This is a genomic window from Paraburkholderia caffeinilytica, from assembly GCF_046030355.1.
In the GTDB taxonomy this organism is placed as follows: Bacteria; Pseudomonadota; Gammaproteobacteria; order Burkholderiales; family Burkholderiaceae; genus Paraburkholderia; species Paraburkholderia caffeinilytica_B.
Genome location: NZ_JAQQCQ010000009.1, coordinates 55475 through 81335, shown reverse-complemented (window position 1 = coordinate 81335; position 25861 = coordinate 55475). Strand labels below are relative to the sequence as shown.

35 protein-coding genes are annotated in these 25861 nt (G+C 59.9%); 6 read left to right on the top strand and 29 right to left on the bottom strand.

Annotated features, from left to right (window positions below):
- Positions 1-55: 55 nt before the first annotated feature.
- Positions 56-187: a hypothetical protein gene (locus tag PQQ95_RS15695; protein ID WP_408438301.1), complete on the top strand. Its 132-nt coding sequence runs from the start codon at positions 56-58 to the stop codon at positions 185-187.
- Here the strand turns inward: PQQ95_RS15695 and PQQ95_RS15690 are convergent.
- From PQQ95_RS15690 to xisR, 18 genes are all read right to left on the bottom strand, one after another.
- A complete protein-coding gene (locus PQQ95_RS15690) occupies positions 168-2072 on the bottom strand; it encodes a hypothetical protein (RefSeq protein WP_408438300.1) in 1905 nt (634 codons plus the stop codon). The genes PQQ95_RS15695 and PQQ95_RS15690 overlap by 20 nt on opposite strands.
- Entirely contained in the window at positions 2069-3583 is a 1515-nt protein-coding gene (locus PQQ95_RS15685) for a hypothetical protein (RefSeq protein ID WP_408438299.1), read from the bottom strand. The genes PQQ95_RS15690 and PQQ95_RS15685 overlap by 4 nt, the downstream gene beginning before the upstream one ends.
- A gap of 3 nt (positions 3584-3586) precedes the next feature.
- Positions 3587-4495, bottom strand: coding sequence for a hypothetical protein (locus tag PQQ95_RS15680; protein WP_408438298.1), 909 nt, complete (start codon positions 4493-4495; stop codon positions 3587-3589).
- On the bottom strand, positions 4492-5196 hold the full coding sequence (locus PQQ95_RS15675; RefSeq protein WP_408438297.1) for an SET domain-containing protein-lysine N-methyltransferase: 705 nt from the start codon (positions 5194-5196) through the stop codon (positions 4492-4494). Before PQQ95_RS15675 ends, PQQ95_RS15680 begins: the two co-directional genes overlap by 4 nt.
- Before the next feature lie 164 nt (positions 5197-5360).
- Entirely contained in the window at positions 5361-5894 is a 534-nt protein-coding gene (locus PQQ95_RS15670) for a hypothetical protein (RefSeq protein ID WP_408438296.1), read from the bottom strand.
- Between the two features lie 7 nt (positions 5895-5901).
- On the bottom strand, positions 5902-6120 hold the full coding sequence (locus PQQ95_RS15665; RefSeq protein WP_408438295.1) for a helix-turn-helix transcriptional regulator: 219 nt from the start codon (positions 6118-6120) through the stop codon (positions 5902-5904).
- Positions 6121-6240: 120 nt separating this feature from the next.
- Positions 6241-6867 (bottom strand): hypothetical protein, encoded by a 627-nt coding sequence (locus tag PQQ95_RS15660; RefSeq protein ID WP_408438294.1) that lies wholly within the window; start codon positions 6865-6867, stop codon positions 6241-6243.
- An 8-nt stretch (positions 6868-6875) separates the two neighbouring features.
- The gene (locus PQQ95_RS15655; protein WP_408438293.1) at positions 6876-7253 is read right to left on the bottom strand and encodes a single-stranded DNA-binding protein; all 378 of its coding nucleotides are present in this window, start codon (positions 7251-7253) and stop codon (positions 6876-6878) included.
- A gap of 32 nt (positions 7254-7285) precedes the next feature.
- Complete coding sequence (locus tag PQQ95_RS15650) at positions 7286-8257, bottom strand: hypothetical protein (protein WP_408438292.1); 972 nt, start codon at positions 8255-8257, stop codon at positions 7286-7288.
- 3 nt (positions 8258-8260) lie between these two features.
- A complete protein-coding gene (locus PQQ95_RS15645; RefSeq protein ID WP_408438291.1) occupies positions 8261-8536 on the bottom strand; it encodes a hypothetical protein in 276 nt (91 codons plus the stop codon).
- A gap of 1 nt (position 8537) precedes the next feature.
- On the bottom strand, positions 8538-8795 hold the full coding sequence (locus PQQ95_RS15640; protein WP_408438290.1) for a helix-turn-helix transcriptional regulator: 258 nt from the start codon (positions 8793-8795) through the stop codon (positions 8538-8540).
- A 102-nt stretch (positions 8796-8897) separates the two neighbouring features.
- Positions 8898-9773: a hypothetical protein gene (locus PQQ95_RS15635; RefSeq protein ID WP_408438289.1), complete on the bottom strand. Its 876-nt coding sequence runs from the start codon at positions 9771-9773 to the stop codon at positions 8898-8900.
- 160 nt (positions 9774-9933) lie between these two features.
- Positions 9934-10200, bottom strand: coding sequence for a hypothetical protein (locus tag PQQ95_RS15630; protein ID WP_408438288.1), 267 nt, complete (start codon positions 10198-10200; stop codon positions 9934-9936).
- 53 nt (positions 10201-10253) lie between these two features.
- Positions 10254-10517, bottom strand: coding sequence for a hypothetical protein (locus tag PQQ95_RS15625; RefSeq protein ID WP_408438287.1), 264 nt, complete (start codon positions 10515-10517; stop codon positions 10254-10256).
- On the bottom strand, positions 10510-10770 hold the full coding sequence (locus tag PQQ95_RS15620) for a hypothetical protein (protein ID WP_408438286.1): 261 nt from the start codon (positions 10768-10770) through the stop codon (positions 10510-10512). The genes PQQ95_RS15625 and PQQ95_RS15620 overlap by 8 nt, the downstream gene beginning before the upstream one ends.
- A complete protein-coding gene (locus PQQ95_RS15615) occupies positions 10763-10933 on the bottom strand; it encodes a hypothetical protein (RefSeq protein ID WP_408438285.1) in 171 nt (56 codons plus the stop codon). The genes PQQ95_RS15620 and PQQ95_RS15615 overlap by 8 nt, the downstream gene beginning before the upstream one ends.
- A 295-nt stretch (positions 10934-11228) precedes the next feature.
- Positions 11229-11474, bottom strand: coding sequence for a DUF4224 domain-containing protein (locus tag PQQ95_RS15610; RefSeq protein ID WP_408438284.1), 246 nt, complete (start codon positions 11472-11474; stop codon positions 11229-11231).
- A gap of 12 nt (positions 11475-11486) precedes the next feature.
- Positions 11487-11738, bottom strand: a complete 252-nt coding sequence (xisR, locus tag PQQ95_RS15605) for an excisionase family protein (protein WP_408438283.1) — start codon at positions 11736-11738, stop codon at positions 11487-11489.
- A 94-nt stretch (positions 11739-11832) separates the two neighbouring features.
- On the opposite strand from xisR, the gene PQQ95_RS15600 reads away from it, so the two are divergent.
- From PQQ95_RS15600 to PQQ95_RS15585, 4 genes are all read left to right on the top strand, one after another.
- Positions 11833-11976 carry a hypothetical protein gene (locus PQQ95_RS15600; protein WP_408438282.1) on the top strand — a complete coding sequence of 48 codons (144 nt, stop codon included), beginning with the start codon at positions 11833-11835 and terminating at the stop codon, positions 11974-11976.
- Positions 11977-12082: 106 nt separating this feature from the next.
- Positions 12083-12376, top strand: coding sequence for a hypothetical protein (locus PQQ95_RS15595; RefSeq protein WP_408438281.1), 294 nt, complete (start codon positions 12083-12085; stop codon positions 12374-12376).
- Between the two features lie 87 nt (positions 12377-12463).
- Positions 12464-12745, top strand: coding sequence for a hypothetical protein (locus PQQ95_RS15590; protein ID WP_408438280.1), 282 nt, complete (start codon positions 12464-12466; stop codon positions 12743-12745).
- A 215-nt stretch (positions 12746-12960) separates the two neighbouring features.
- Entirely contained in the window at positions 12961-13224 is a 264-nt protein-coding gene (locus tag PQQ95_RS15585) for a hypothetical protein (RefSeq protein ID WP_408438279.1), read from the top strand.
- Positions 13225-13236: 12 nt separating this feature from the next.
- Here PQQ95_RS15585 and PQQ95_RS15580 read toward each other — a convergent pair whose 3' ends face one another.
- The 5 genes from PQQ95_RS15580 to PQQ95_RS15560 form a co-directional block, all read right to left on the bottom strand.
- Positions 13237-13455 carry a hypothetical protein gene (locus PQQ95_RS15580; protein ID WP_408438278.1) on the bottom strand — a complete coding sequence of 73 codons (219 nt, stop codon included), beginning with the start codon at positions 13453-13455 and terminating at the stop codon, positions 13237-13239.
- Positions 13456-13864: 409 nt separating this feature from the next.
- A complete protein-coding gene (locus PQQ95_RS15575; RefSeq protein WP_408438277.1) occupies positions 13865-14356 on the bottom strand; it encodes a type II toxin-antitoxin system VapC family toxin in 492 nt (163 codons plus the stop codon).
- Positions 14343-15089: a hypothetical protein gene (locus PQQ95_RS15570; protein WP_408438276.1), complete on the bottom strand. Its 747-nt coding sequence runs from the start codon at positions 15087-15089 to the stop codon at positions 14343-14345. The genes PQQ95_RS15575 and PQQ95_RS15570 overlap by 14 nt, the downstream gene beginning before the upstream one ends.
- Before the next feature lie 381 nt (positions 15090-15470).
- Positions 15471-15671, bottom strand: a complete 201-nt coding sequence (locus tag PQQ95_RS15565; RefSeq protein WP_408438275.1) for a DUF6900 domain-containing protein — start codon at positions 15669-15671, stop codon at positions 15471-15473.
- A gap of 142 nt (positions 15672-15813) precedes the next feature.
- The gene (locus PQQ95_RS15560) at positions 15814-17199 is read right to left on the bottom strand and encodes an amino acid permease (RefSeq protein ID WP_408438274.1); all 1386 of its coding nucleotides are present in this window, start codon (positions 17197-17199) and stop codon (positions 15814-15816) included.
- A gap of 213 nt (positions 17200-17412) precedes the next feature.
- Here PQQ95_RS15560 and PQQ95_RS15555 point away from each other — a divergent pair, with 213 nt between their 5' ends.
- Positions 17413-18363 (top strand): alpha/beta fold hydrolase, encoded by a 951-nt coding sequence (locus PQQ95_RS15555; protein WP_408438273.1) that lies wholly within the window; start codon positions 17413-17415, stop codon positions 18361-18363.
- A gap of 105 nt (positions 18364-18468) precedes the next feature.
- Here PQQ95_RS15555 and poxB read toward each other — a convergent pair whose 3' ends face one another.
- The 6 genes from poxB to gsiB form a co-directional block, all read right to left on the bottom strand.
- Positions 18469-20193: a ubiquinone-dependent pyruvate dehydrogenase gene (poxB, locus tag PQQ95_RS15550; protein WP_408438272.1), complete on the bottom strand. Its 1725-nt coding sequence runs from the start codon at positions 20191-20193 to the stop codon at positions 18469-18471.
- Positions 20194-20345: 152 nt separating this feature from the next.
- Positions 20346-21179 carry a M55 family metallopeptidase gene (locus PQQ95_RS15545; RefSeq protein ID WP_408438271.1) on the bottom strand — a complete coding sequence of 278 codons (834 nt, stop codon included), beginning with the start codon at positions 21177-21179 and terminating at the stop codon, positions 20346-20348.
- Complete coding sequence (locus PQQ95_RS15540; RefSeq protein ID WP_408438270.1) at positions 21179-22342, bottom strand: DmpA family aminopeptidase; 1164 nt, start codon at positions 22340-22342, stop codon at positions 21179-21181. Before PQQ95_RS15540 ends, PQQ95_RS15545 begins: the two co-directional genes overlap by 1 nt.
- Positions 22339-23244 carry a glutathione ABC transporter permease GsiD gene (gene gsiD / locus PQQ95_RS15535; protein ID WP_408438269.1) on the bottom strand — a complete coding sequence of 302 codons (906 nt, stop codon included), beginning with the start codon at positions 23242-23244 and terminating at the stop codon, positions 22339-22341. The genes PQQ95_RS15540 and gsiD overlap by 4 nt, the downstream gene beginning before the upstream one ends.
- 7 nt (positions 23245-23251) lie before the next feature.
- Entirely contained in the window at positions 23252-24172 is a 921-nt protein-coding gene (gsiC, locus tag PQQ95_RS15530; RefSeq protein ID WP_408438268.1) for a glutathione ABC transporter permease GsiC, read from the bottom strand.
- Positions 24173-24280: 108 nt separating this feature from the next.
- Positions 24281-25843, bottom strand: coding sequence for a glutathione ABC transporter substrate-binding protein GsiB (gene gsiB / locus PQQ95_RS15525; protein WP_408438267.1), 1563 nt, complete (start codon positions 25841-25843; stop codon positions 24281-24283).
- Between the last annotated feature and the right edge of the window lie 18 nt (positions 25844-25861).

Sequence of the window (25861 nt, the reverse complement as noted above, 5' to 3'; positions counted from 1 at the left end):
GCACCTACTCCGCGTGGGCGCCCCGCTGCCCAGCAACGGGTCTATACTGCGTTTCATGAATTCTCCGAAGCCACCCGCCGACAACTTCTCTGCTTGGGACGACGTCAAGTACGGCCTCGGCTTCGTGCTGTCGGTAGCAATGTGGCTCGGCGGCTTGGGATTCGTGATCATTGCGCTGCTGGGCTAGGCTGGAATGACTGCGCCGCAGCCTTGGCGTAGCGCTGCGCATCGTCCTGAACGTCGTCTGGCTCCCCCTGCATTGTTTTACCCAGGCTGAGCACTGCCTGCCGCGCCAGGCCCGGACTCTGGATCTTGGTTGCGCGCGCGAGCCAACTCACGAAGCGCGGGTTCGTCATGAGCCGAGCGGTCAGATTCGCGCCAGCGGCTGACGTCAGAAGACCCGCCGCCAATTGCGGACTACCGGTGCCGATCGCAGCCCCTACAGACGAGACCAGGCCGGTAGCGGCCACAACCGGCGCGGTCCCGGATGGGTTAGAGAGCACCTTACCGCCTTGTTTGATCCGGTCAGCCGTCTTCGCGATCGAATCAAGCGACGCGCGCAGATTGCCGTCTTTACTGGAAAACATCACGCTCTTGGCCTGCGGCGACATACGGTTCCAGTTGCTGAGAAACGTGGAGCTCGAGAACGCGTCACCCTCGGCGTTTTGAGCGCCGGCATTTGCCAGCCCCATGCGCCGGATAAAGGTCGACTTGACCACGTCGCGCTCTGTCGGCGACAGGCTCTTCATGACGGTTGCGATCTTGGTCGCGCCAGCCTGCATGTCGGCCGGGTTGACCGCCGAAGCAAACAGCTTTTCTGGCTCCGCGCCCTTCTTGGCGACGCTATCGAGAATGTCATCAATGCGGGCGTGGCCAGCGCGAGTAAAGGAGTTCGCGCGCTGCATCGCTTTGACCGCCGCCGGGTCGCCAGTTGCCGTAGCGGCCGCATCGAGGTCCTTGGAGAGCGCCGCGTAGAGCGATTTCCACTTGCTGCGCGGAACCTCAGGCGAAAGCCCCGAACCTTCGAGTTGCTCGCCGACCAGCGTGCGAATCTTCTTTACCGCCTCGTAGGGCAGGTTATCGCCCCCCGCCTTTTCGAACATGTCCTGCAGATCGGCTGGGCGGAATGCCGGCTTCACCATCGCGTTCGACGCTTTGATGTTCGGCCGCTCTGCGAATGCCGCCTTGCTGGACACGTCCGACTCGATCGCGTCAGTAACGCCCTGCAGCTTCGCATTCTTGAAGAACTTCGACGTTTCCGGCGCACCTGGAATGGACGGATTCAGTTTCTTCAGCGCGTCGAGCGTGTTCGGCATCTGGACTGCCTTGCTCGAGCCATCGGAATACCGGAAGAACGGGTCGAGCTGGTCGTACAGGTGCGACATGCCAGACTTGAAGCGATTGATGAACCCGCCCGGACCGGACAGGCCTTTCTCAATGGCTCTCCCCGCAACGAATGGCGAAGCATTGGGCGACAAATTGTCAGCGATCTGCTGAACCTTGGCGCCCATTTCCGAAGCCTGAGTTTCGGCCTTGTTTGCCATCACGCCAGCGCCGCCGGGATATTTCCCAAGCAGGCTTTCGGTAGCCTGCGCGACTCGTGAGCCGGTGGCCTGCCCTACACTCGGCGTGGTTCCCGCGGCCGCGAAATTGTCGAGAGTCTTCGCGATCGCGGGCGCGTTACTGTCGCCACCGCGGAGCAAATATTTAACGGGAGCCATTGCGGAACTGGCGAGGTTTTTCAACGAATTGGGCGCCACCGGCAGGATGTCCGGAAACGGTGAGTCTGCATTCGCGACCTTCTCGAATTCCGGGTTGGAACCAACGGCGGGCGCGCCAAAGCTCCGACGAATCGTATTCTCGACCGAGTTAGGATCTTCCTGAGGTAGCCGAAGACGGTCCAGCCAACCCGGCGATGGAGCCGTGGATGGAGCGGACTCAGCAGACTGCGCGCCGCCGTCGGCATGGATGTGAGGAAAGTTCTTCTGGATAGCCGACGCCATAGCCGCCTGGCTCATGCCGTCTGGGAACTCCAGTTCGCCAACGCCGGGCACTTCAACGGTTTGGCTCATTTGAACGTCCCCGACGACGGGTCATAGACCAGCCGCTTACCGCCGCCCGCGCCACCGGATGATTGGCTCACTCCGCCTCCATCCTCAAGCAATTGCGTCGCTGGCGACAGGAAGCGCTTGTTGAAATCGTCCTTCCCGGTCGACGTCTCGTACTGCTTCTTGAGACCCTGCAGTTGCCCGCCGAGTAGCTTCTTGGCAGTCGAGATCGCGCCGGCGAGCTGCGCTGGACTATTCGCGTCGTTGAACGCCTTTGCCGCTTCCTCGCGGTCGGAGACACCGCCGCCCGCGCCCACGATGGCCTTGACCACTTCATCAGAAACGATTTTCTTCGCCTCGTTGAAGTTGGTCGGAGCAGGGTTACCAGTGCGCGCTGCGATGTTTTGCGCGAGCCGGTTGAAGTCGGTCGAGTTGCCATTTTTCAACGCCTGCCCAGCTTCGTTGAGCACGTCGAGGTGCGACATGGCGACGTTCAGCGATCGGACCGTATTACCCTGTTTGCCGGTCGAGAAGTCCTTCACCGCCTTGGACGATGCGCCGTAGTCTTTGGCGTCATAGTCGGGGTTCAGCTCGTGCACCCGCGCCATGATGCGCAGGCCCGCTGGCGTGCGCAGTGCCTGCCCAGTCATCGGCGGCATGGTGCCGTCAGCAATCGACTTTGCAACCGTATCGATCGTCGCTGGATCGCTGCCACCCGTTGCTTTCGTCAGGGCTGCGTTGTAATCATCCTTGCCGATACGCCCGGCCTTCAGATCGGCGTTGAGTTTTCCAACCTCGGTTTCGGGCTTCGACATTTCGAAGTTGAGACGGCCTCGATTGGTCGCTGCATTCTGCGCCTCAATTCCAACTCGTTGAGCACCCTGCCCTTCCTCGACACGATTGTGGCGCGATCGCTCAGCAGAATCCTGATCGGCTCGGACATCCTGATTCTGCTGGTGCTGGGCCGTGAACTGATCCTTTACGGACAACGCCTGGAACACGCCGTTCGCCACCTGATCGGGATTGAACTGCTTGGGAGCCTGAGCAAAATGCTGGGCATCAATCAGACCACCGTTGCGCAAACCCTCCAAAGACCTTTCGTACATCGGCTGAATCTGCGCGATCGCCTGCTGCTGCGGCACCCCCTGCTTTAACAGATTGCTGTACTGCGTCATCAACGCGCCGCCTGCCTGGGCGAGAGCGTCCATCTGTTTCACGCCGTTCTCGTAGTCGAAGTTCTTCGCCTGCGCGTTGTTCTTGTTGGTCGTAGACTGCTTTTCAGCGATATCGGCGTAGTTCTTTTGCAAAGCCATGCCAGCGCTCGGATTCGCTCGTGTGACCGCCCCCAGAGTGTCCGATGTCGGCATCCCTGTGGCGGGGTCGAGCGCGCCCGGCGCCGACAGCGCCTGCCGGACTGCCTGGTCTTGCTTCTGCTTGTTGATCAAGTCCGCCAGTGTGTAGACCTGCGCGATCCCCGCGGTCATATCCACTTTCGGCGCCTGTGACATCAAGGGAATACTTGCATCGATTGCCATAGTTTAATTCCCACTCCCATATCCCACCGAGCTAAGGCCAGCGGGAATTTGTCCGGTGTAGCCCGTGTTGTAGCTGCCGGATGCTGTGAACGGATTGCTGTAACTTGTCGTGCCTTGATTTGTGAGTTCGCTCAGCAAGGCGTATGTGGACCCCGTATTTCCGAGGCTGCTGAGCGCGCCTGAGGCGGCATTCGACGAGGCAACGGTACCGGCCGCCGATGCATTCGCCGCAGAAGTGGTTAACTGGCCGGCGTTTGCCGCCGTCTGCAAGCCTTGATTACCAACATTCGTCGCGGCGTTCTGCCCCAACGTCGTGAGTCCGCTTAGCCGGTTCACGTTGTTGGATGCGGCGTTGTAGTTTGTCCGGTAGGTGTTGAGCGCGTTGGTGTAATCCTGCTGGTAGGTGGTACTCGCCAGCCCTTGACCATATGCCATCAGATCCTTGAGCGTCGCTCCGGAAAGAAGTCCTCCGCGTGCGGCTGCGCTGTTGTTGACGGCCTGTTCGCCTTGCTGCAGCGTGAACTGGTATCCCGGTGTTTGTTGCACCTGCGCCAGAGTCGGAGCGGTGAATTGCTGCTGCAAGATGCTGTTCGGATTGACGCTAATGCTCAGCGGATTGGTCGTGCCGTTTGCACCGTTAGCGCCAGTTGTTCCATTTGCATTCCCCGTGACTTTGTATCCCATGGCCTGTAGCAACGGAGTGATCGCTGCGTCGCCGAGATTCATATAGGGCTGCTCGTTCCCTTCGATTGCCTGAAACTCGTTCCACTGCGTCTGCGCTGCACTATTCGCGGCATTAGCCTGAGTGTCCGCCGCCGACTTTGCGCCGTTCGAAGAAATGATCGCACCGCCAATGGCGCCAACGCCGGCGGCGATGCCGCCGATTGCTGCTGCTGATAGGCCTGCACTCATGAATGCTCCTTGATCGGTTTGATTCCGCTTCCGTTGACCGCCATCGCCTGCCTATAATCGACCGACACCTCTTCACCCGCCTTGATCGCGACCAAGGCCTCAGCCACAAGGTCGCCGTTGCCGACGTCTCGGAATGCCACGTTGGGTTTTGCCGAGTGGTTCATGTAGCGCCCGGCGGGCGTGCGCATATTGCTCAATCGGACAGGCGCAACGATTTCACCTTGTTCATGCGAACGCGTAGCAAATAAGCCGGCACCATGAACCGGTGACTCGCGCAACTCGAGGTCGGCAACACCCTTTGGCGTCGCGACCTGGTCGGCCGGGTTTTCGACAAGGCGAGTCACGACGTCCTGGGTAAGCCCATATTCCTGAAGGAATCGCGTGTAGTCCTCGCGATCGGCGGCGATGCGCAACTGGACGTTTTCAGCCCCGCCGAGCAACTCCGCGTTCGTCGACTCCGTGATTTCTTCGATGATCTTGTCGACGTCCGTCTCGTTAGTCACGTGATAGGTCGTCCAGACCGTCTCTTCAATTGCATAGCCGACGCGCTTTGTGCCAGCCTTCGAAACGATCGTGCACGGCGCAGAAATCTCACGCATGCCTTCGTCGGTTGAGACGGCGATCCGTCCTTTCGAAACGGTGCAAAGATGCTCGTGTCGATGCACCGCACCTGTCACCACGACACCGGCCGGTACTGTCATCTCGCGCGCGTACATGCCTGGCGCGAAGTAGTGCCGAACCGGGCAATCCACCTGTGGCAATTTCTGGATCTCGCGCTCCAGTGCCAGAATGCTTTCGCGCGTTACCGGTCCCTCGCCCGATGGCGCAACAACGGAAGCGGCGCCTGCCGACAGTGCGGACTTGTTCAATGCATGGCCCCTTGAAGCGGTTTCTGCCGTACGCGTGCGTACAACTCGGCATCGAGCCCTTCCGGAGTGTATGAGCGCATCCGCCCTTCATTCACGAATCCCAATGCTCGCGCCCACCGATGACCGTTTTGGGCAATGGTCAAAACGTCCGCTGATATCCGGCGCTCCGGTCGCGAATCAAGAAGGCGTCGGACAATGTGATGCAGCTCGAGCATTCGTGATGCGCCGATGTCCGCGGCGACCGCAATCCACGCTGAAGCGCTGCCGTTCCACCAGGGGAGCAAGCCCCCACAAGCCAGCACACGCTCGCCGCAGAATGCAGAAAAAGAGGGGTTCGCCGCCAGATGGGCAAGATGCCCAGCATCCGCGGCAGTTCGGACGTAAGGGGCGCCGGCCGGGTGCGATGCGAGCAAGAGGAAGTGCTGAGGCTTGAAGGATGCGGCGATCAGCGGCCAGGCGTCGCGCTCGGTCACGCGCCTTTGACCCAATCCAAAGGCGGCCCGAGAATCTTCGACTTTGATCACGCTCATGCCTGGCTCACACCGCAGACGGCGTGGCTTGCCTCGCCGCAGCGATCTTCGAGAGATACACATCGAGATCGCGCTCAAGAAACACCGTTGTGCGAGCACCCAGCTTCAGGGGCTTCGGGAAGTCAGCGTCCCGCTTGAGCTTTGCCCACAGCGTACTGGTGCCGATGCCCAATTTGGCGGCCGCTTGCGCTGGTCGCAGACACGCGCCGTCGAAGGTGTTGGTCATGGATACTCCTCTCGGTTCCGTCGCCCCGCACCAGAATGTGCGGGATGAGAAAAGTATCGGGTTTAAGACTAATGAAGTCCAAGGGACGCAGTAAACGACATTCACGTCGCCATTGCGTCCCTAGGACGATCTACGGGCTTTGATACCAGCTTTTATGACTTTGCCGAGCGTCTGATCGGCAAACATGGAATGAGGGATCACGAGCCGCACGAAATTGAAGAACCGCCCTGAAATCCGATTGGTGATCGCATTTGTGGAGACGGTCGCCTTCACCTCGGTAAGGTGCTCATATTTCTCGATCAGCCGTTCGATCAACCACTCCCGGTCATCTGGAGCCTGGCCCTTTGGATGTTTTGCATCACCCTGCTCGATCACCCGGTCGATGAACGGCTTGAGTTTCTGACTGGCATCCAGCAAGACAGCGTACTCAACGGTCCCTCCGAGAACACGCTCAACGGTTTCGCTTCGGGACAGGATATTCGACAACAACGCCTGAAACTTGCGCAGTTCGGCAGCACGCCGCACTGCGGTCGGCATTGCGGCGTTCTCAGCCTTGTTGACCCCGTAGAGCCGTATGCAAGCCTCGATGTCATCTAGATCCGCGGCGATCTCGTCCACGTCCCGGCCAAGCACATCAGCGACTCTCCGGCGCTGGTCATTGTCCATTCGGGCGTCTGCTTGCGCTGTGAGATGTGCCGTCTCGGGATCGGACTGCTGCTTGAACTCCTCGTCAGTCTTGTCGATCATCGTCGCCCTCACAGCTCGTCGTTCATGTCGTCGCGCGCACCGTCAGCCGGCGCAGCATTGCCCGGTTGTAGGGCACGCCGCTTTCGCTGCACGTGGTACGCCGTTAGGACGCCATGCACCACCATATCGAGCGCTGGGCGAGCCTCCCCGTTTCTGTCCGTCCACACTTTGGGAGTAAGTACGCCGGTCAGCGCAATACTATCGCCGTCATCGAGCGCCAGTAGCGCCTCCTGCACGACGCTGCTGAAAGCGATCACATTGACGAACATCGCGTCGCCGTCGCCAATGGCGGCCCGTACCTTCGCGGTAACGAACGCCTTACCGCTCTGGCCGGTACGCGCTGCCGGTTTGCCGAATACCTTGCCGCCAATCAGTCCGTCAATCACTTTAGACCTCGCTTCATTTGGGCGCCGGCCCATCAAAACGCAAATTGCGACGGAGGTTGCCGAAGTTCATCAAGCGACTCCCCGTTCGGGCCGGGATTTTCGTATCGTGCGTCCGTCGGTTGACGCGACTTTTTGGAAAGGTGGACACGACGAGCTTGCTCGCCAGCAGTCGTCAGCTTGCACTCACCGGCCCCGTCGAAGTACCAGAGCTTCAACCAGCCACCTTTCACGTATGCCCGGAATTGCGCCCGCCAATCTCGCTTCTTGTCCCCAGACTCGATAAATCGATCCTTGAACACTGCCCATGCCAGCGCGATCATCTCGTACGGGATATCTGCCTCATCACCGTATTTGAAGATCGGATCGCCTTCGTGTATCGGCTTCTCGCCAGCAGCCTTGCAGTTGTCGAGAAACTCCTGCAGCGCGATCTCCAGCCGCTTCCTGCTTTTCGGTTTTGTTGCCGTAGGCGTGATCGCAAACAGGCCCTCCGTTCTTTCTACTACTTCAGTTCTTTCTATAAATTCAGTTCTTACTAATACATCCGGATTATCCCGATCGGGCTTTTCCAGATCGGGCTTTTCCGGATGAGGCTTTTTACCCACATCCTGATTTTCCGGAACAGGCTCAGATACGGCGGCAGAGCCAACCCCTGTAACCTCGTCGGGATTTTCCGGATTGGGGTTTAAAGCCTCATCCGGATTTTCCGGAACAGGGTCTTCGTAGACCGTCGTAACGACAGATCCGTCGGCAAGGCGTTTGCGCACGATGTACCCCACCTCGTCGAGTTCCTCGAGAGTGCGATACACAGCGTCGCGCCCACTGGCACGCGCGGATGCCTGGGTCTCGTTGACCAGCGCTTGCACGTTCACGGTCCAGTGATCAGGCTTGCTGAGCAAGTGCACGAGCATGCCGCGCGCTGCCCACGAGAGCCGCGGATCGTTGAGAATGCGATTGGCGATGACCGTGAAATCCCGATCGGGTCGAGGGGCACGAATGATAGGCATCGGCTATTTCGCGCTCGTCGCCTTCGCGGCATTCGCCGAGCCAGCCTCGATGCATTTCGCTACCGGCCGAAGGAAGCCTCTCACGACATCCGCGCGCCCCGCGCCGTCCACGTCGACGAGAAGCGCGAGCAGGCGGTCCGCAAGGGCGTCAGGATGCGTGGCCCCAATGGCGATGCTCGTCAGGACATCGCTGGCGGCGCGCTCGGCGAGGACATGTGTCGGCGCCTCGCCAGCGATTTTTTTCGCTGGGACGGGCGAGGAGACGTCACTGATCCCCATCTCAAGCCTCCGCACGATAGCCCGTCGGATCGGAAAGCCAGCGGTGAATTTCGCGATTGGACCACGCAACGCAACGCGCTGAACCGAGCTGCACGCGCTTCGGAAAGAGACCTTTGAGTTCGCGCTGGCGAATCGACTCGTGACTCAGCGGAATGAGATGCTTCAAATCGGCCCAGCGCGTGAAGCCGTCGAGCGGCAATGCCCGCGGTTCGATCTGCACGCCGCCGACCGTCGTCGTGCCCTGGGATTTTGTGGCCATTTGCATAACCTTGCATTTAATTGAACATGGCCGAGATATTAAAAAATCTCCTTTTTCACAAACCGAATTCGGTTAATTTCAACCGATTTCGGTTTCACGAGCCTACCGCCGGACTATCTCCGAAAGCCAAGAACCCCTTTGCGGAAGCTGATTGCCGGCCTTTTGCAAATACTTCCGGACGGTATCCGCTTCCATGTTGAGACCGACATCCTGTAAAGCTTTCACAATGTCGTTGGCGGCGCTGTTCCTCTTTTTGGTATCCCACCCAAAACCTTTCATCGCCATTGCAATCAGCAGCCGGTGCAACGTGTTCCGTTCGCTTGTTTTGAGCTGCTCCTCTTTCGGTTGAACACCAAGCTGAGTGAGTTGATCGCGCAACCTTTGATTCTCGACCAGCAACTCATAGTGGCTTGCCTGATCAGGATTGATTTCGGAGACATCTCCTTTCGCGCTGGATTCGCCACTTGTCACATCCAACCTAATCGGCGGATACCATTCGCCCAGCATCTCCGTCGATGACCGAGCCATGAATTGCAAGCGCTCGATTCCGTCGCAAATGAGCTCACACGCGGTCGCCAGAGATTCCTGATATCGACGAGTTATGTCACTGTCGACCCCTCGCGCAAGTAGCCATTCGATCAACGCATGCAAGCTCACATAGCAGCAACTTGCATCAAGACGTTCGTCGAGATTCCGCGATTCAATTTCGATCGGTAAGCGCTGGGCATCAATCGCCACTATTAATCTCTGTTTTTGCTGCTCGATTTGCGGTCGCAGCGTGGCTAGAAGCCGTGGATCGAACGGATTTCCGTCAAAATTCTCCGGTTTCTTGATCTCGGGAAATTCGTCCAACGTCCAAAGCTCTAGCGCCACAAGCTCAGCAGCAACATCGACTGTCACGCTAAATAGACCGAAATCATCAAGGTGTGCGCGCACCAAATCCGGCTCATAGCACGGGAAGGGTTGAGGTTTGTTCATCAAGTGCCCCTTTGCACGGCCCCTTACTAGAAGCCGCGCCAACAGGGTAAGGGAGCCCTGCTTTCGCCCCGTCGAGCTAGGCGCGGTGAAACGATTATCGGTCATACGGGCGTTTATAAGCAGCAACTCCGATTCCACGCCTGCACATCGTCACCATCACTTATCCGGCATCCCACTCAAGTTCAAGTTCTGTCGCTGTGAGCTTTGCCGCTTCGTATGTCATTTTGCCAAGTGCCTCGACGAGATTGAGAGCGACGTAACCGTTGTTTTCTGCCTTTACGAGGCCGAAACGGACGACACCGTCAGCCATCACGGCACAGTAGGCGTAGCCGAGCGCCTTATCCAGGATCTCAGCGATCGGCACATTTTCGTTTTGAGTCTGAGAAGACCCCCGCCGACGATCAGATAGGTTGATCACTGCCGCCATAGCCTTGGGCTGCGAGGATGAATTCGACTTCCCGTTGCCGCAGTCCCGTGCCATCACAGCACCCCCGCTTCGTCAATGCGTTGAGTCAACTTCATCATCATGATCATGCAGGCCGTCATCACGGCCGGCGCGTCGTAGAGATCAACGTTCGAAAGACCGTAGTCAAGGCTCCCGTCCGCACGAACGTTCACGTGCAGGTTGCCGCGCACGCCAGCGAGCGATGTAGATGCCTGGTCCGTCGCTACGTCACGGAGCGCGCACGTGCGCCGGTGTCGCCAAGTGTCGAAATCGATGACCACATTCCCGTTGTCATGCATGGCAATGCTCCTCTTCGCTGCCTGCGATACGGCGCGATGCCTCGCCAGCCATCTCACTGACGCTTCTCGCCAGATCGTGTGCCAGCGAAAGCGCGCCGGCCCTGATCTCGCCGCTCCAAGCATTGATGCCGTGGTCTTCAGAGCCATCACCCTCCATGAGTGCCAGCAAGGCGCGCAATTGGCCAGCGCGCTGTTCGATATCGCTGATGATTTCGCCGTCAGCGGACGTCTTGGGGTCGCTGCGCTTAGCCATGGACCACCTCGGCTTTCGCAAGATCAGCTAATTGACGCAACGCGTCGCCAGTCAGGTCGAGCGCGTCGTAGACGGTCGGCGTGAGCGCGGCATCGCGCAAGGCTGCGCGGATAATTTCGAGAGGGGATTGCGGTTGCTTAGGGCGAGGAATAACTTGGCGCATGATGCGGCCTCCAGAGACAGGTTGAGCAACCCGCTTCCGTCGCCAAACGGGGTGAGCGAGCACTGAGCGGGGTTGGCGAACCGGCGTCTCTGGATACCGGCAGACCCGAAAGTCTCCCCACCCAGGCCCGCCCATTGAAGGCATGCGAAGGTAGACACAAATGGAAAAGCCGCGGGTCGAACGACGGCGCGGCTTCCTTGCGCCAGAGAACGTGTCAGGTCGCCAAACCCGAGTCGCTGTTGTCTCAGCGACACTTTCACTTTAGTGCGACCGATACACGTTCGTCAAGCACGACCTATCGTTTTTTGAAGGGAGACTGCAGCTGTGGGCGCGGCGTCTCTGCGCTTTTCGGGACGTTCACCAGCCCCATCCGTTTAAGTAACAATGCCTCGAATGTTGCCTGTGTCATCAAGATGGAGCCATCGGCGCGAAGAACAGGTTCTAAGCCAAAGTTTTTTTGGAACCAGGTCACCTGAGCCGACTTGCGCTTTTTGCCCGTGATTTGGACCAGTTGCTCTGCTGAAAGAATTTCGAATGACACAAGGGGCTTTCCCTATTGCGAGGACGTTTCGATGATCTTCCGGCGACGGCCCCGAGTGCTGCCTGCCGATGTGCTCGTTTCGACCCATTTGTCGTAGGCCTCAAGGTTGATGTGGCGACGATTGTCGGGGGACCATTTCCAGTGAGTCCCCTCGACGAGCCTGCCGTCGCGCACGAGGTGATTGAAAGAATCCACCGAACGTCCGGTGAGCTCGGCTGCTTTTTCGACTGTGACCCATACGACCGGACGATAGTTAAAAGTCATATCCTGCTCTTGGAAAGGTTCTCAAAAATGCACCAGTTTCTCAGCGATGCGTGTTTTATGCTCGGTTTTGACATGCCAATAACAGGAGACGCACATGGCGGGCAAGAAAGTTGGCCGTTGGCTGCCGCTTGAGGAAGCGGCGGCGGTAATGAATCGCAACCTGCGAATAATTAAAAGTCAAATGCGAAACGGCCGCATCCAGCGTGGCCACCACTTCCGTCGAATCGGCGACGGATAGTTTGAACTGAACGTCACCAGATATATGGAATGGCTAAACGAGGAAAGGGAGCGGCGTTCAGAAACCCGAGGACGAAGCCCGCGCCGGCCTGCTCTGCTACCGGGTCGTGGCGCAGCTCGTCGCTCGAGCGCGCATTGGCGAATGGCTGCGGACCGACCACCTCGTTGAGTCGACGTGGATCTGGTTGACCAGTAACGGCGCTGACGCTGCCTGGACGGAACGCGTGCGCCTGGGCGCCCTCTCAGAAAAGATCGCTTTGGATTTTGCGGAAATGCCACGCTTCGCCGACCCGGCGTTTCTCGCCAGCCCGTTCACGGACGGCTGGCGGCTGGACTATCGCTCACCGGTGGTCTGCAGCATCGGTGACATGAGTGCAGCACGTCTGTTGCAATCCATGTAGCGACCCCGGTGCGCCGGTAATCTGCGGACACAATTCCCACCGAACTTCGACCCGCACCCCCGATCTGATGTTTTAAGGGGGTGCAACATGCTCAAACTTATCGCAGTTATTGGTTTGGCGGCCGCTCTGTCGGGCTGCGTCGCATATCCTGCCGGCTATGGCTATGCCGATCCCGGATACGCTTATGGTCCCGACTATGCACCGGCGTATGGCTACGGCAGCATCAATGTCTGGGCCGGAGGCAGTGGTTACCATCACGGGGATTACCACCACGGCAATTGGGACCATGGCTACGGGCGGGGGCACTGGGAAGGCGGCCACGGCGGCGGCGGTGGGCACGGCGGCGGACATGGCGGCCACGGGCGCTAAAGCTGGCTTGCGTTCGCCGCAGTGTGCTGGCACCCTATCACCGTCGCCAGCACTCTGAGCTCGGCGATGTCACAAATCCTTTCAGGGCCGCAACTTGCGGCCTTTTTTGTAGCCGGTTTTCTCCATCGCCCTGACGACCGGCCTCTTCAATCGCGCAAATCGCCTCAAGTGCACATAAATGCAATAATTGCACATGGGAAGAGCCAGAGGCGGCCATGAAGCGAATCTACGAATACAGAGGCGTTCAGATCACCGTCGAACTCGAGCCGGTCCCGACGTTTAAAGATGGCGCCGTGTTGCCGGTCTCCGAACGCTTTCTGGCGATCGTACAAGTCAAAACGGCAAGTGCGGGCGTACCGCTATTCGCGCCGCTGCGCCTTGCCGATGATCGGTCAAATTACTTCTCCAGCCAGGCCGAGGCTCTCATGGCGGGATACAGCGCCGGCCAGAGACTGGTAGACGACACGGCAGCCGCCTAAGCCGCGGGTTCATTACTGCTCGATATACATCCGCCACTCCGGAAACTGATCGAAGAAGCTTTCACTCACGTAGACCAGATAGAGCACTGGCGAACTGGTGTTTGTCGTGATGCCAGGTTCGTTAGCGATTGTCAGGCCTGGATCAACGCCGGAGATGGCCGCCCACGCCGTCAGATCGTCGGGCAGGTCTGCGGCTTCTTCGCGCGGCACACGCAATCTGATCTGTTTCATGTCACCCTCAGTAGGTGGTGAAGGACGCCTCCTAAATATCATACAAAGGAGCGCCATACGTGCGCCAGCGTGCTGACCACTGGCCCAGATATGAAAACATCCAGCGCGAAGCCAGGCCGTCGTCTGATCGAGTTACCGCGGGCCGTCAGGCGACCATCAGCGCGGCAAGACATGCAAGCGCCAACACGAGAAACAGGCCGCCTGCAAGGAGGTGGTATGGATATTTCATGCGATCCCCGATGTTATCCGCGAAGCATATGACGGCGGTGGGGAGCGCAGTGTTAAGGATCGTCAGGCGGCAGATGTGAAAAAGCCCAGCGCGGGGCTGGGCCTTGATCGGTCAATGCCAGAATGCCGCACTACGCAAATCGGGCTTCAATTCTGCTAAGCGGCGCACCATGCATGCTACTCATGGGTCCGGCAAATCGAGTTTGTTTTGTTTGGGCTTCAGCGGGATGTCGCCGACTCGACATACGGTTACGCCCAACCGACCCGCTTCAGCAATCAGGTCTACGTCCTCGGTGTAGATAGCGGTTACCCCGAGAACACGTGCAATAGCCAATATCTGACGATCGACCTTAATTTTCTGCCAATGAGATTTTGAGGCGCCTTTCTTTCCACCCTTCGCCCGTGTCGACTGATCGATAGCCGCAAGTTCGGTGGCCGCCACTTCGTCGAATGGAAGGATTCTGATTGCACTGCGCTTTTTGAGCACCTGAATTACGCCAGAGGTGCCCAACCCAGTCCCGCAGAGGAATTCGGCCCAAGCGGGAGCCGGAACGCCGATGACCGTTTTCGCTGCGACCAGATCTTGAATTAATCCGGAGAGGCGCTCGAACGTCTCGTCGTTTTCATCCCCGGTAGACAGTGAGATAAGTACGTTTGCGTCAAAGATTATCATCCACGCCCCGGAGTTTTTTCCAAGCTCCCAGCGGATCTTCGACATCCGCCCAACCGTTGTTTTTCACGTTGCGCAGTGCAACGACAACGTCATCCAGAGCTGCGTCATCCAAGACCTCGAAGGATTGGATCACGAGCGACTCAAGAGCCCATGCGCCGCTGCTCGTACGACTCCATTTCCCGTTGCCCGACAGGCGCAGTGTTTCCGCAAGAAAGTGGCGCGATAATTCCTTCGCTTGCGCACGGCCGCGGACTTCACAGTTAATTACGGTCCCTTCTTGATCCTGGACAGTCACAGGTATCGTGTCATCGCGGCCCCCAATCCGGATCACTATCCCGTCAATCGTGGTCGGTTGATAGATAGTAATGGGATCCACGACCGGCAACTTACGACCGGGAAACTCGAGAATCTTGGCTTTTCCGCTTCGTGTGATGGTTCCCACCGCGTTGTCGGCCCGAAGAAGGCGGTCAATCGACCGAAATGCCTTCTGCGCCTCAGGATCTGGATCACCGGTACGAACGCTCTGCAACCGCTGGAAAACCTTCGGGAAAGCCGGCTCTTCGATTGTCACCTGAACAATCGCGCTCCCTTTGCGCAGCTTCTCGAAATGGACAGAATCGTCGCTCCCGTACAATGTCGAGAGGTGCGCAAGATACTGCGCCAGCCTCGCCATGGGCAGCGTCTCAGGCGTGAAACTGTCGATTCTGAAGTTGAGGCGTTCCTGGGTGTCCATCTTGGTCTCGAGCTGCAAAGATGGGTAAGGCCATCCTTGGATCGAATCTTATCAGGGTGTCTAATACACAGCCTACCTCTTTGGTAGCATTTCGGCCGCAATGAACGCGTGCTTGGCTGCGGCCCAAACTCAGCAGGCATCGCCCGGGGGTCTTTTTGGGGGTTTTCTTTTACCATGAAATCACGACACCCAATGCTAGCAAGCCTTTTCCGGAGTTATTTCAGTCCGGCCCTGGCACCAAAAGAAATTCTAGAGCCGTACCGCATACAATCAAAAAGCCCCGCCCAGCCATGCTGCGCGGGGCTTTTTGTTGCCCTGCGTCCCGTGCGTGCTCCACGAAACAACCCACACGCCTTGCTGATGAAGCGAGTCGGCAGAACTTTAATTCGCGCTCACTCGACGGCTAACCATGAGGCCAGCGTCGTAAGCCGCTTCCAGCGCTCGCGCCAGGCTATCGACGCGCACGACGCGTAAATCGGCGCTCGGCTTACCGCTCAGTTCGAATGTCCCAATGCCGAGCGTTTCATGCGCGATCGACAGCAACAATTCCAAACGTGCGTCGTGTTCGATGATGGTGTTCATGTTCGGCTCCTGATATGCGACATTGCACTTATCAGCTTAGGCAATTATTGCCTAAGCAATATGTGACGTTCCGCCGCATATTGAAGCTCTTCTCGACATGGAGCGGCCCCGACGCCAACGGCACCGAGGCCAACTCGCTGCCTTACCGCCCAGCCACCTGCGCACCGCCATGCATCGCTGCGCGCCGGCGTTTGAACACATAGCCGGCCCACATCACGACCAGCCATGCGGGCACGAGCCACACCGAAACCGAGAGGCCCGGCGTCATGGCCAGAATGACGAGGATCAGCGCCATGAAAGCGAGACAGATCCAGTTGCTGACCGGGAACCAGAACGACTTGAACACGAGCGTCTCGCCCGCCGCCACCATCGCCTTGCGCGACTTCAGGTGCGTCAGGCTGATCAGCGCCCAGTTCAACACCAGCGCGGCCACCACCAGCGCCATCAGCAGATCGAGCGCTTCGGCCGGAATCAGATAGTTGATGATCACGCAGGTGAACGTGGCAAGCGCCGACAAACCGATCGCCATATACGGCACGCCGCGCCGGTCGACCTTCATGAGCGCGCGCGGTGCATTGCCCTGTTCCGCGAGACCGTAGAGCATGCGGCTATTCGCATACACGCCGCTGTTGTACACCGACAGCGCCGCGGTCAGCACCACTACATTGAGGATGTTCGCGGTCAGCGTCGAGCCGATCTGCGAAAAGATCATCACGAACGGACTGCCGCCGGCCGCCACCTGATTCCACGGGTACAACGACAGCAACACCGCCAGCGAGCAGATGTAGAAAATCAGAATCCGGTAGATCACCTGATTCACGGCCTTCGGAATGCTCTTTTGCGGATCGGCCGCTTCAGCGGCCGTAATGCCGATCAGCTCAAGGCCGCCGAACGAAAACATGATGACCGCGAGCATCATGAACAGGCCATGAAAACCGTGCGGGAAGAAGCCGCCGTCGGCCCAGAGATTGGTGATCGAGGCTTGCGGGCCACCTTGGCCGCTGATTAGCAGATAACCGCCGAACAGGATCATGCCGATCACCGCCACCACCTTGATGATCGCAAACCAGAATTCGGTTTCGCCATAGGCTTTGACGTTGGCAAGATTGATCGCGTTGATGACGGCGAAGCACACCAGCGCCGATACCCACGTGGGCACGCCCGGCCACCAGTAATGCACGTAAGTGCCGACCGCGGTCAGCTCGGCCATACTCACGAGCACATACAGCACCCAGTAATTCCAGCCTGACAGAAAGCCGGGAAAGTCGCCCCAATACTTGTACGCGAAGTGGCTGAACGAACCGGCGACCGGTTCTTGCGCGACCATTTCGCCGAGCTGGCGCATGATCATGAAAGCGATGATGCCGCCGATCGCATAACCGAGAATCATCGACGGGCCGGCTGCCTTCAACACGCTGGCGGAACCGAGAAACAGGCCCGTGCCGATCGCCCCGCCCAGCGCGATCAGCTGGATATGACGATTCTTAAGCCCACGCTTCAGGCCGTCTTGCTGCTGTGCACTATTCAAAATTGCGCCCCAGTGTATGGATATCGAGCGCCCGATCAGACTTATGGTCTGCCCCGGCAGAACCTGAAATTTTACCGCGGCCGATATTACCTAAATACTGGGAGCAACCCGCGCTTGGTTCTACGCCGCACTTAACCGCGCGGATAGGGATTGTCACTGGCGTGGGGCTTCTGTATGTTGCCCTAGTCGGGGTTTCTGCCTTCGGAGATTCACATGTTGCCCAAACGTCTGCTTTGCGCCGCTGCTTTGTGTCTCTGCTTCGCTGGAGCGGGTGCCCTCGCGCAAACCGCAGCGCCTGCCGCAGAACCCGCCGCAGAACCGGCCGACATGTCTGGCACGCAGTCGAGCGCGCCGGAAGCCCCAGCACCTGTGGAGGCGCCCGCAACGCCTGCCGCCACCGCTCCCACGCCAGCACCCGCTGCGCCAACCGCGACGGCCGCCAAACCACCCGCAGCGCCGATGACCGGTCCCATCCGCAATGTCGTGCTGGTTCACGGTGCGTTCGTCGACGGTTCGAGCTGGAACGGTGTCGTCGCGAAATTGCAGCAGAAGGGGTATCACGTGAGTTCGGTGCAGAACCCGCTCACGTCTCTCGCCGACGATGTCGCGGCTACCCGCCGTGTTCTCGCGCGCCAGGATGGCCCGACCATCCTCGTCGGGCATTCATGGGGCGGTGTCGTGATCACCGAAGCGGGCGCGAACGCACCGAACGTCGCGGGTCTCGTCTATGTGGCGGCCATTGCACCGGACCTGCACGAATCGACGATGGACCTGATGAAGCGCGCCGCGCCGGCGCCCGCGAGTCAAGGCATCACCGCGGACCCGACTGGCTTCCTGTGGTTCGACCGTAGCAGATATCACGCCGACTTCGCCGCCGACGTCCCCGAGAATCTGACACGCGTGCTCTCCGCCGCGCAACAGCCGATCGCCGCCAAGGCCTTCAGCGAAACGGTGAGCCAGGTGGCGTGGAGAGAAAAGCCGTCGTGGTACATCGTGACGACGAGGGACCGCGCGGTATCGCCCGAAGTCGAACAATTCATGGCCAACCGGATGGGCGCGAAGATCGTGCCCATTTCGTCGAGCCATCTCGTACCGGTATCGCATGCGGGCGCGGTTGCGGATGTGATCGATCGGGCCGCGCGGGAGTTGAGCCGGCAACAGTAGGTGGTCACCGGGTTCATAGCGTATGCGCGAGCTTTGTCGCGCATACGCTATGGCAAGCAAACGCTTCGGCACGCTAACGGTCTAACGCTCAGGCTCTCAGGCTCCTCACCGTAGATTCGTAGTCGCCAATTCAACCACCTCATCACCGCGGCCATTGAGCACCGCCCGCAACATATACAAACTGAATCCCTTCGCCTGCGCCCATTGAATCTTCGGCGGCAATGCGAGTTCATGCTTTGCCGTCACCACGTCGATCACCGCAGGCCCAGGATGCGCGAACGCCTCGCGCAACGCAGGCTCGATGTTCTCCGACAGTTCGACCCTCGCACCGTAAATGCCCGCGCCGCGCGCAATCGACGCGAAGTCGGTGGCGGCGAGATCGGTGCCGCTTTCGAGGTAGCCGCCCGCCTTCATCTCCATCGCGACGAAGCCGAGCGTGCTGTTGTTGAACACGACCACCTTGATCGGCAGATTCAATTGGCGCGCGGTGAGCAGATCGCCGAGCAACATCGACAGCCCCCCGTCGCCGGATAGCGAAATCACCTGACGCCCCGGCTCCGCGGCTTGCGCGCCCAGCGCCTGCGGCATCGCATTGGCCATGGAGCCGTGATTGAACGAGCCATGCAAACTGCGCTTGCCGTTCATCGTCAGATAACGCGCGGCCCACAGGGTCGGCGTGCCGACATCGGCGGAAAACACGGCGTCTTCGTTCGCGACTTTGTCGATGACGCTGGTCAAGTATTGCGGATGAATCGCGCGCCCTGGATCGGACGGCCGGGCAAGATCGTCGAGGTCCTTGCGCGCGCTCGCGTAGTGCTTGCGGGCATTCTCGAGGAAACGCCGATCGGTCTTGCGCTTGATCAGCGGCAACAGCGCCTGCAAGGTCGCCTTGACGTCGCCGACGAGGCCCAGCTTCAATGGCGCGCGCTTGCCGAGCGCGGAGCCGCGGCGATCGATCTGCACCACGTTGCCGTGCGTCGGATAAAAGTTGCGATACGGGAAATCGGTGCCGAGCATCACGAGCGTGTCGCACGACATCATCGCGTGATAGCCCGAGCTGAAACCGATCAGACCAGTCATGCCGACATCAAACGGGTTGTCCCACTCCACATATTGTTTGCCGCGCAAAGCGTGCACGGTGGGTGCGCCGAGCTGATCGGCGAAGGCCACCACTTCGTCATGCGCGTCCGCGCAGCCGCTGCCGCACAGCAGCGTCACGCCACTGGCTTGATTCAGCACGTCGGCGAGCCGGTCGAGGTCCGCGCCTGAGGGCACCACCGTCGAGCGTTCGAGCGTGCCGGCCCACGCCGGTGTTTCGTCGGGTGCCTCGCCCAGCGCGACGTCGCCGGGCAATACGATCACCGCGACGCCGCGCTCTTCGATCGCCGTGCGCATCGCGCGAGCCAGCACGCGCGGAAACTGCGACGGGTTCGTCACCAGCTCGACGTAGTGGCTGCACTCCTTGAACAACTCTTGCGGATGGGTTTCCTGGAAGTAGCCGAGGCCGATTTCCGAAGAGGGAATGTGCGCGGCGATGGCGAGCACGGGTTGATGGTTGCGATGACAGTCGTACAGCCCGTTGATCAGATGCAGGTTGCCGGGACCGCAACTGCCCGCGCAGACGGCGAGCTTACCCGTGGCGGCGGCATCGGCGCCGGCGGCAAAGGCCGCGACCTCTTCGTGGCGCGTATGCATCCAGCGAATCGAACCGAGCCGTTGCAAGCTATCCGACAGGCCGTTCAGGCTGTCGCCCGTCACGCCCCAAATCCGTTCGACGCCTGCTGCCGCCAGTGTTCTGGCCAGATAATCCGCGATAGTCTGCTTACCCATGCTGTGCTCCGCTAAGTGAGAGAAAGACGGTACCTCTGGAATGCCAGAGCGTACGCCTTCCTCGCAAAACGTGTCACCGTGAGCAGCGTTTTATCAAAATGTAAGCGTGAGGGACGGCCGCACCTGGCCGTCATCCCTATTTGTCACACGGCTCAGCGCAGCATGAATGACATCGCCGACAGGCAGTTCAACATGCGCACCGCATATTCCGCCGACTCCGCACTAAAGCGCAACGTGACGGCGTCGACGCGCGTGAGCGTCGGCCATTGGCAGAACAGATCGGCGAGCGCGGCGGTTTGCACGCGCAACTCGCATTCGACGGGCGTCGCGGCAGCGCGCGTGGCTTGCGGCGCATGACCCTTGTCGATGGCGTGCCGCACCACTTCGCGTGCCGCAATTTCGATCGCATCGCGAGCGCTTGCCGGCGTCTGCGTGACGCCGCTCGCATGCCCCGTCGCGTGCTTGGTGATGACAAAACGCGCGCCCGGAAAGCGCGGTGCGGTTTCTTCGGCAAATACGTCATCGCCGGATAAAAGCGCGACCTGTGCGCCATATTCTTCCGCCAGCGCGCCATACAAGCCGGCTTCGCCGACTTCGACACCATTCAGCGAAACGCGCGCGAACGCGAAGCTGTTGATCGTGTGCGCGAGGATGCCGTGCGTTTGCGACCTGGCGTGATAGCCGATCATGAACACCAGTGCCGCACCGTATTCGAGGCCGGCCATCATGCCGAGTGTGCGCGGTTTGCCGAGCACGACCTGGGCACGTGCGTCGAGCAGATCAGGGAGCAGATTGCGGAAGCCGCCGTGCGAATCGTTGACCCACACCTGCGTCGCGCCACCGGCAAACGCACCTTCGATCGCGGCGTTGGCTTCGAGGGTCATCCAGCGGCGTGCGGCCTCGTATTCGCCGTTGCCCGCACGCGTTTGCTCGGGATGAAACACACCGGCTACGCCTTCGATGTCGACGGAAATCAGGACTTTCATCAGGAAGCGTGTTTGAGAAGTTGAACGAAATCGGGAGCGGCTTCGCGTAGTGAGAGGCGGCTGTGACCATCGCGGCCCGTCACCGACGTGGCGTTCCACAGTGCACCGACGATCGCCTGCTCGACGCTGTCCGCACAGGCACGGAATAGCGGATCGAGGCGCGCGTCGGCGAGCACGGGGGGCAACGCGACAAAGTCGGATGCGTGTGGCACGGTGTAGGCCGTTGAAAATGCCAACGCGATATCGCCGCTGCCATGGCCGTATACCGAACCGGTTCGTGCAAGACCGGCCGCGGCGCGCAATGACAGACGCTTGAGTTGACGCGTGTCGAGCGGCGCGTCGGTGGCGACGATCATGATGATCGAGCCTTGCTCGGGTTTCGAAGAGGTCGCTGATGTCGCCGATGCCGCTGAGTTCACCGGGATCTCTGCACTGGCCGAAGTTTCCGAAGCGGCTAAGGGCGCCGCGCCAGCGGCGGCAGCGTTGGCTGCGCGCTCGGCCAGCACGCGGCCGAGCGGCGTGCCGTCCATCGTCAACATCGGCAGGCGGCCGAAGTTCGCCAGCACCAATGCACCGACCGTATAGCGCTGCCCCACTACGTCAACCACGCGCGACGCATTGCCGATTCCGCCCTTCAGATCGAAACACGACATGCCGCGGCCTGCGCCAACCGAACCGCTCGCGACGTCAACGCTTACCGCCTCACACGCATCGTTGTAATGCCGTTCGCTAACCGCCAAAGCCTGAATATCGTTCAGGTGTCCGTCATTACATTCGAACACCAACGGATTGACCGTCGACCACTCGCGGCCGATTTGCGGATGGGCCTGAATTGCAGCACGAATCTGCGCCTGAGCGACCGCAGCGACACCAAAAGTATTGGTCAACGCAATGGGCGTCTCCAGCACGCCGAGTTCTTCGACCTGCACGAGCCCAATGCTTTTGCCGAAACCGTTAATCACCGAAACCGCCGCCGGCACCTTGTTAAGAAAAGGATCGCCACGGTGCGGATAAATCACGGTCACGCCGGTTTGCACAGCGCCTTCATCCAGCGTGCAATGTCCGACCGTCACGCCCGCTACGTCGGCAATCGTACCCCGCGCTCCGCCCGGTAACGTACCGATGTGCGGTGCGCTTTCATCTACGGTTTTAATCGAACTCATGGTCGGTCGAGTTTCGGATCGAGCGCGTCGCGCAAACCGTCACCGAGCAGATTGAATGCCAGCACCGTGAAGAAAATCGCCAGACTCGGAAATAGCGCGATATGCGGCGCGGTGACCATATCGGCGCGCGCCTCGTTGAGCATCGCACCCCACTCCGGCATCGGCGGTTGCGCGCCGAGGCCGAGAAACGACAGGCTCGCCGCCGTAATGATCGATGTGCCGATTCGCATCGTGAAGTACACCACAATCGACGAAATCGTCCCCGGCAGAATATGCCGCACGATGATGGTCCAGTCCGATGCGCCGATGCTGCGCGCCGCTTCGATATACGTGAGTTGCTTGAGCATCAGCGTATTGCCGCGCACGAGCCGCGCAAACGCCGGGATGCTGAAAATCGCCACCGCGCAGATCACATTGATCATGCCGTTGCCGAGAATCGCGACCACACCGATCGCCAGCAGAATACCGGGAAACGCGAACAGCACATCGGCGACACGCATGGTGATGCGGTCCCACCAGCCTTCGTAGTAACCGGCCAGCAAACCGAAGAACGTGCCAATCACCGCGCCGATCGCCACCGACAGAAAACCTGCCTCGAGCGAAATACGCGAACCCGCCAGAATGCGGCTGAAAATATCGCGGCCCAGCGAGTCGACGCCGAACCAATGCGCGGCCGAGGGCCCCGCGTTCAACGCGTCGTAGTCGAAGAAATTCTCTGGATCGTACGGCACGATATGCGGCGCGAGAATCGCAACCACGACCAGCAGCAGCACGAAAATGCCCGCGCCGAGCGCCACATGCTGCTTACGGAATTTGCGCCAGAATTCACTCCACGGCGTGCGGATCGCGTTTTCTACGAGAGCGGCCTTGGCCGCATTCGCCTCGGTGGCTGAGATGCTCATGCGGGCCTCACTTGAAACGGATGGTCGGATTGATGACGGCGTACAGCACGTCAACAACGAGGTTGATGCTGATGAATTCAAGCGAGAACAACAGCACTTCGGCCTGAATCACCGGATAGTCGCGCATCGCCACGGCATCCACCAGCAGGCGTCCGAGGCCCGGCCAATTGAATACCACTTCGACAACGATCGAGCCGCCCAGCAGAAAGCCGAATTGCAGCCCCATCATCGTGATGACGGGAATCATCGCGTTGCGCAGGCAGTGTTTGACGATGACGAGCCGTTCGGGCACACCTTTGGCGCGCGCGGTACGCACAAAATCCTCATTCATCACTTCGACAAACGAAGCACGCGTGAAGCGCGCCATCACCGCCGCCACGGCCGCGCCAAGCGTGAGCGACGGCAGCACGTAGCTCTTCCACGACCCGTCGCCGACAATCGGCAGCCAGCCGAGCTTCACCGAAAAGATCTCCATCAGCAACATGCCGAGCGCGAAGGCGGGAAACGAAATACCCGAGACCGCTAGCGTCATGCCGAGCCGGTCCGGCCAGCGATTGCGCCACACGGCCGAGACGATGCCGATCCCCATGCCGAGCACCACCGCCCACACCATGCTTGCGAGCGTAAGCAGCAGCGTCGGCATGAAGCGCTCGCCGATTTCCTGGCTGACCGGCCGCTTGCTGCGCGTGGACGTGCCGAAGTCGCCGTGCGCGATCTTCACGAAGAAGTTGGCGAACTGCTGCGGCATCGGCTTGTCGAGGCCGAGATCGGCACGCACCAGCGCAACGGTCGCCTCATCTGCTTCGGGACCGGCCGCGAGGCGCGCCGGGTCGCCGGGCAACAGATGCACGAACAGAAACACCAGCACGGCGACGATGAAGAGCGTCGGCAGCAGGCCAAAGATACGTTTGACGAGGAAGTTCAGCATGAAACCCAATCCGGCAATGATGCGGGTAACGAAAGATCTTGCAGAGCAGTACGCGACCGTCCGGCCCGTGCGTTCGTGAAGAACACACGGCACCGGACGGCCGGCTCATCACTTGATCGCGATCTCGTCGAAATTGAACGAGCCGTCCGGCGCGACATACGCACCCGACAAACGCTTGCTGCGCGCGTACACGACCTTTTCCTTGACGAGGAAGATCCACGGCGCGTCGGCCCAGATGCGCTTTTGTGCGTCGGTGTAGAGCGCGGCTTTCTTCGTGCGGTCGGTGGTTTCGAGCGCCTGCTTCAGATCGGTGTCGACCGCGTCGTTCTTGTAGTACGCGGTGTTGACCATCTTCGGCGGGAACGAGACCGAGCCGAGCAGCGGCGTGATCGCCCAGTCCGCTTCACCCGTCGACGACGACCACCCCGCGTAATACATCCGCACCGGCGCGGTTGCCGGGTCCTGCGCACTTTCCACCTTGGCAACGCGCTGACCCGCCTCGAGTGCTTCAACCTGCGCCTTGATGCCGACTTGCGCAAGCTGCTGCTGCACGAACTGAATCACCTTCTGCGCGGTCGAGTAGTTGTAAGCGGACCATAGCGTCGTTTCGAAACCGTTCGGATAACCGGCTTCCTTCAACAATTCACGCGCCTTCGCCGGATCGTACGGCCAAGGGCCGAGCTTCGTCGCGTACTCGACGCCTTGCGGCACCACGCCGTCAGCCGGCGTTGCATAGCCGGCGAACGCGACCTTCGTCAGCGCGTCCTTGTTGACTGCATAGTTCAGCGCTTCACGGACCTTAGGATTGTCGAACGGCTTCTGGTTGACGTTCAGGCTGATATAGCGCTGGATGATCGACGGCGACGCGATCAGATCGACCTTCGGACTCGACTGCAATTGCGCCGCCTGCTCGAACGGCACCTGGAACGCGAAGTCCGCCTCGCCGGTGCGCATCAGTGCAGCGCGCGTGTTGTTGTCGACCACGGGCTTCCAGTCGATCGCGTCGACCTTCGGGTAGCCCTTCTTCCAGTAGCCGGCGAACTTCTTCACCGTCAGGTCACCTGCCGGGTCCCACTTCACCAGTTCGAACGGACCTGTGCCCACCGGATGAAACGCGATGTCCTTGCCGTACTTCTTCAGCGCGTCAGGCGAAATCATCACCGCCGACGGATGCGCCAGCACGTTGACGAACGCCGAGAACGGCGCCTTCAGGGTGATCTTCACCGTGTACGGATCGACCACTTCGGTCTTCTCGATACGGTTGAACATGTTGTAGCGCTTCAGCTTATTCGCCGGATCGGTCACGCGGTCGAAGTTCGCCTTCACCGCCGCGGCGTTGAAGTCGGTACCGTCCTGGAACTTCACACCGTGACGCAGCTTGAACGTGTAAACCTTCGCATCCGGACTCGCTTCGTAGCTGTCGGCCAGCACATTGACCAGCTTCATATCCTTGTCGAAACCGAACAGGCCTTGATAGAAGGACTTGGCGACGGCTTGCGACAGCGTGTCGTTAGCATCGTACGGATCGAGCGTCGTGAAGGTCGACGCAACGGCCATCACGGCCGTCGTGTCCGCATGCGCCACATTGCCCGCGAGCATCGCGAACACCACCGCGCCGCCGCTGACCAGCGCGCGCAAACGAAACGGAGAAGACGGGACCAGCAGGTTCATGAGGTTGGCTCCAGGCTG

Excerpts from the sequence above, each read along its gene's own strand:
- PQQ95_RS15695 (WP_408438301.1), top strand. The coding sequence starts at position 56 with ATGAATTCTCCGAAGCCACCCGCCGACAACTTCTCTGCTTGGGACGAC.
- PQQ95_RS15690 (WP_408438300.1), bottom strand. The coding sequence starts at position 2,072 with ATGAGCCAAACCGTTGAAGTGCCCGGCGTTGGCGAACTGGAGTTCCCA.
- PQQ95_RS15685 (WP_408438299.1), bottom strand. The coding sequence starts at position 3,583 with ATGGCAATCGATGCAAGTATTCCCTTGATGTCACAGGCGCCGAAAGTG.
- PQQ95_RS15680 (WP_408438298.1), bottom strand. The coding sequence starts at position 4,495 with ATGAGTGCAGGCCTATCAGCAGCAGCAATCGGCGGCATCGCCGCCGGC.
- PQQ95_RS15675 (WP_408438297.1), bottom strand. The coding sequence starts at position 5,196 with ATGACAGTACCGGCCGGTGTCGTGGTGACAGGTGCGGTGCATCGACAC.
- PQQ95_RS15670 (WP_408438296.1), bottom strand. The coding sequence starts at position 5,894 with ATGAGCGTGATCAAAGTCGAAGATTCTCGGGCCGCCTTTGGATTGGGT.
- PQQ95_RS15665 (WP_408438295.1), bottom strand. The coding sequence starts at position 6,120 with ATGACCAACACCTTCGACGGCGCGTGTCTGCGACCAGCGCAAGCGGCC.
- PQQ95_RS15660 (WP_408438294.1), bottom strand. The coding sequence starts at position 6,867 with ATGATCGACAAGACTGACGAGGAGTTCAAGCAGCAGTCCGATCCCGAG.
- PQQ95_RS15650 (WP_408438292.1), bottom strand. The coding sequence starts at position 8,257 with ATGCCTATCATTCGTGCCCCTCGACCCGATCGGGATTTCACGGTCATC.
- PQQ95_RS15645 (WP_408438291.1), bottom strand. The coding sequence starts at position 8,536 with ATGGGGATCAGTGACGTCTCCTCGCCCGTCCCAGCGAAAAAAATCGCT.
- PQQ95_RS15640 (WP_408438290.1), bottom strand. The coding sequence starts at position 8,795 with ATGGCCACAAAATCCCAGGGCACGACGACGGTCGGCGGCGTGCAGATC.
- PQQ95_RS15635 (WP_408438289.1), bottom strand. The coding sequence starts at position 9,773 with ATGAACAAACCTCAACCCTTCCCGTGCTATGAGCCGGATTTGGTGCGC.
- PQQ95_RS15630 (WP_408438288.1), bottom strand. The coding sequence starts at position 10,200 with ATGGCGGCAGTGATCAACCTATCTGATCGTCGGCGGGGGTCTTCTCAG.
- PQQ95_RS15625 (WP_408438287.1), bottom strand. The coding sequence starts at position 10,517 with ATGCATGACAACGGGAATGTGGTCATCGATTTCGACACTTGGCGACAC.
- PQQ95_RS15620 (WP_408438286.1), bottom strand. The coding sequence starts at position 10,770 with ATGGCTAAGCGCAGCGACCCCAAGACGTCCGCTGACGGCGAAATCATC.
- PQQ95_RS15615 (WP_408438285.1), bottom strand. The coding sequence starts at position 10,933 with ATGCGCCAAGTTATTCCTCGCCCTAAGCAACCGCAATCCCCTCTCGAA.
- xisR (WP_408438283.1), bottom strand. The coding sequence starts at position 11,738 with ATGACTTTTAACTATCGTCCGGTCGTATGGGTCACAGTCGAAAAAGCA.
- PQQ95_RS15600 (WP_408438282.1), top strand. The coding sequence starts at position 11,833 with ATGGCGGGCAAGAAAGTTGGCCGTTGGCTGCCGCTTGAGGAAGCGGCG.
- PQQ95_RS15590 (WP_408438280.1), top strand. The coding sequence starts at position 12,464 with ATGCTCAAACTTATCGCAGTTATTGGTTTGGCGGCCGCTCTGTCGGGC.
- PQQ95_RS15585 (WP_408438279.1), top strand. The coding sequence starts at position 12,961 with ATGAAGCGAATCTACGAATACAGAGGCGTTCAGATCACCGTCGAACTC.
- PQQ95_RS15580 (WP_408438278.1), bottom strand. The coding sequence starts at position 13,455 with ATGAAACAGATCAGATTGCGTGTGCCGCGCGAAGAAGCCGCAGACCTG.
- PQQ95_RS15575 (WP_408438277.1), bottom strand. The coding sequence starts at position 14,356 with ATGATAATCTTTGACGCAAACGTACTTATCTCACTGTCTACCGGGGAT.
- PQQ95_RS15570 (WP_408438276.1), bottom strand. The coding sequence starts at position 15,089 with ATGGACACCCAGGAACGCCTCAACTTCAGAATCGACAGTTTCACGCCT.
- PQQ95_RS15565 (WP_408438275.1), bottom strand. The coding sequence starts at position 15,671 with ATGAACACCATCATCGAACACGACGCACGTTTGGAATTGTTGCTGTCG.
- PQQ95_RS15555 (WP_408438273.1), top strand. The coding sequence starts at position 17,413 with ATGTTGCCCAAACGTCTGCTTTGCGCCGCTGCTTTGTGTCTCTGCTTC.
- poxB (WP_408438272.1), bottom strand. The coding sequence starts at position 20,193 with ATGGGTAAGCAGACTATCGCGGATTATCTGGCCAGAACACTGGCGGCA.
- PQQ95_RS15545 (WP_408438271.1), bottom strand. The coding sequence starts at position 21,179 with ATGAAAGTCCTGATTTCCGTCGACATCGAAGGCGTAGCCGGTGTGTTT.
- PQQ95_RS15540 (WP_408438270.1), bottom strand. The coding sequence starts at position 22,342 with ATGAGTTCGATTAAAACCGTAGATGAAAGCGCACCGCACATCGGTACG.
- gsiD (WP_408438269.1), bottom strand. The coding sequence starts at position 23,244 with ATGAGCATCTCAGCCACCGAGGCGAATGCGGCCAAGGCCGCTCTCGTA.
- gsiC (WP_408438268.1), bottom strand. The coding sequence starts at position 24,172 with ATGCTGAACTTCCTCGTCAAACGTATCTTTGGCCTGCTGCCGACGCTC.
- gsiB (WP_408438267.1), bottom strand. The coding sequence starts at position 25,843 with ATGAACCTGCTGGTCCCGTCTTCTCCGTTTCGTTTGCGCGCGCTGGTC.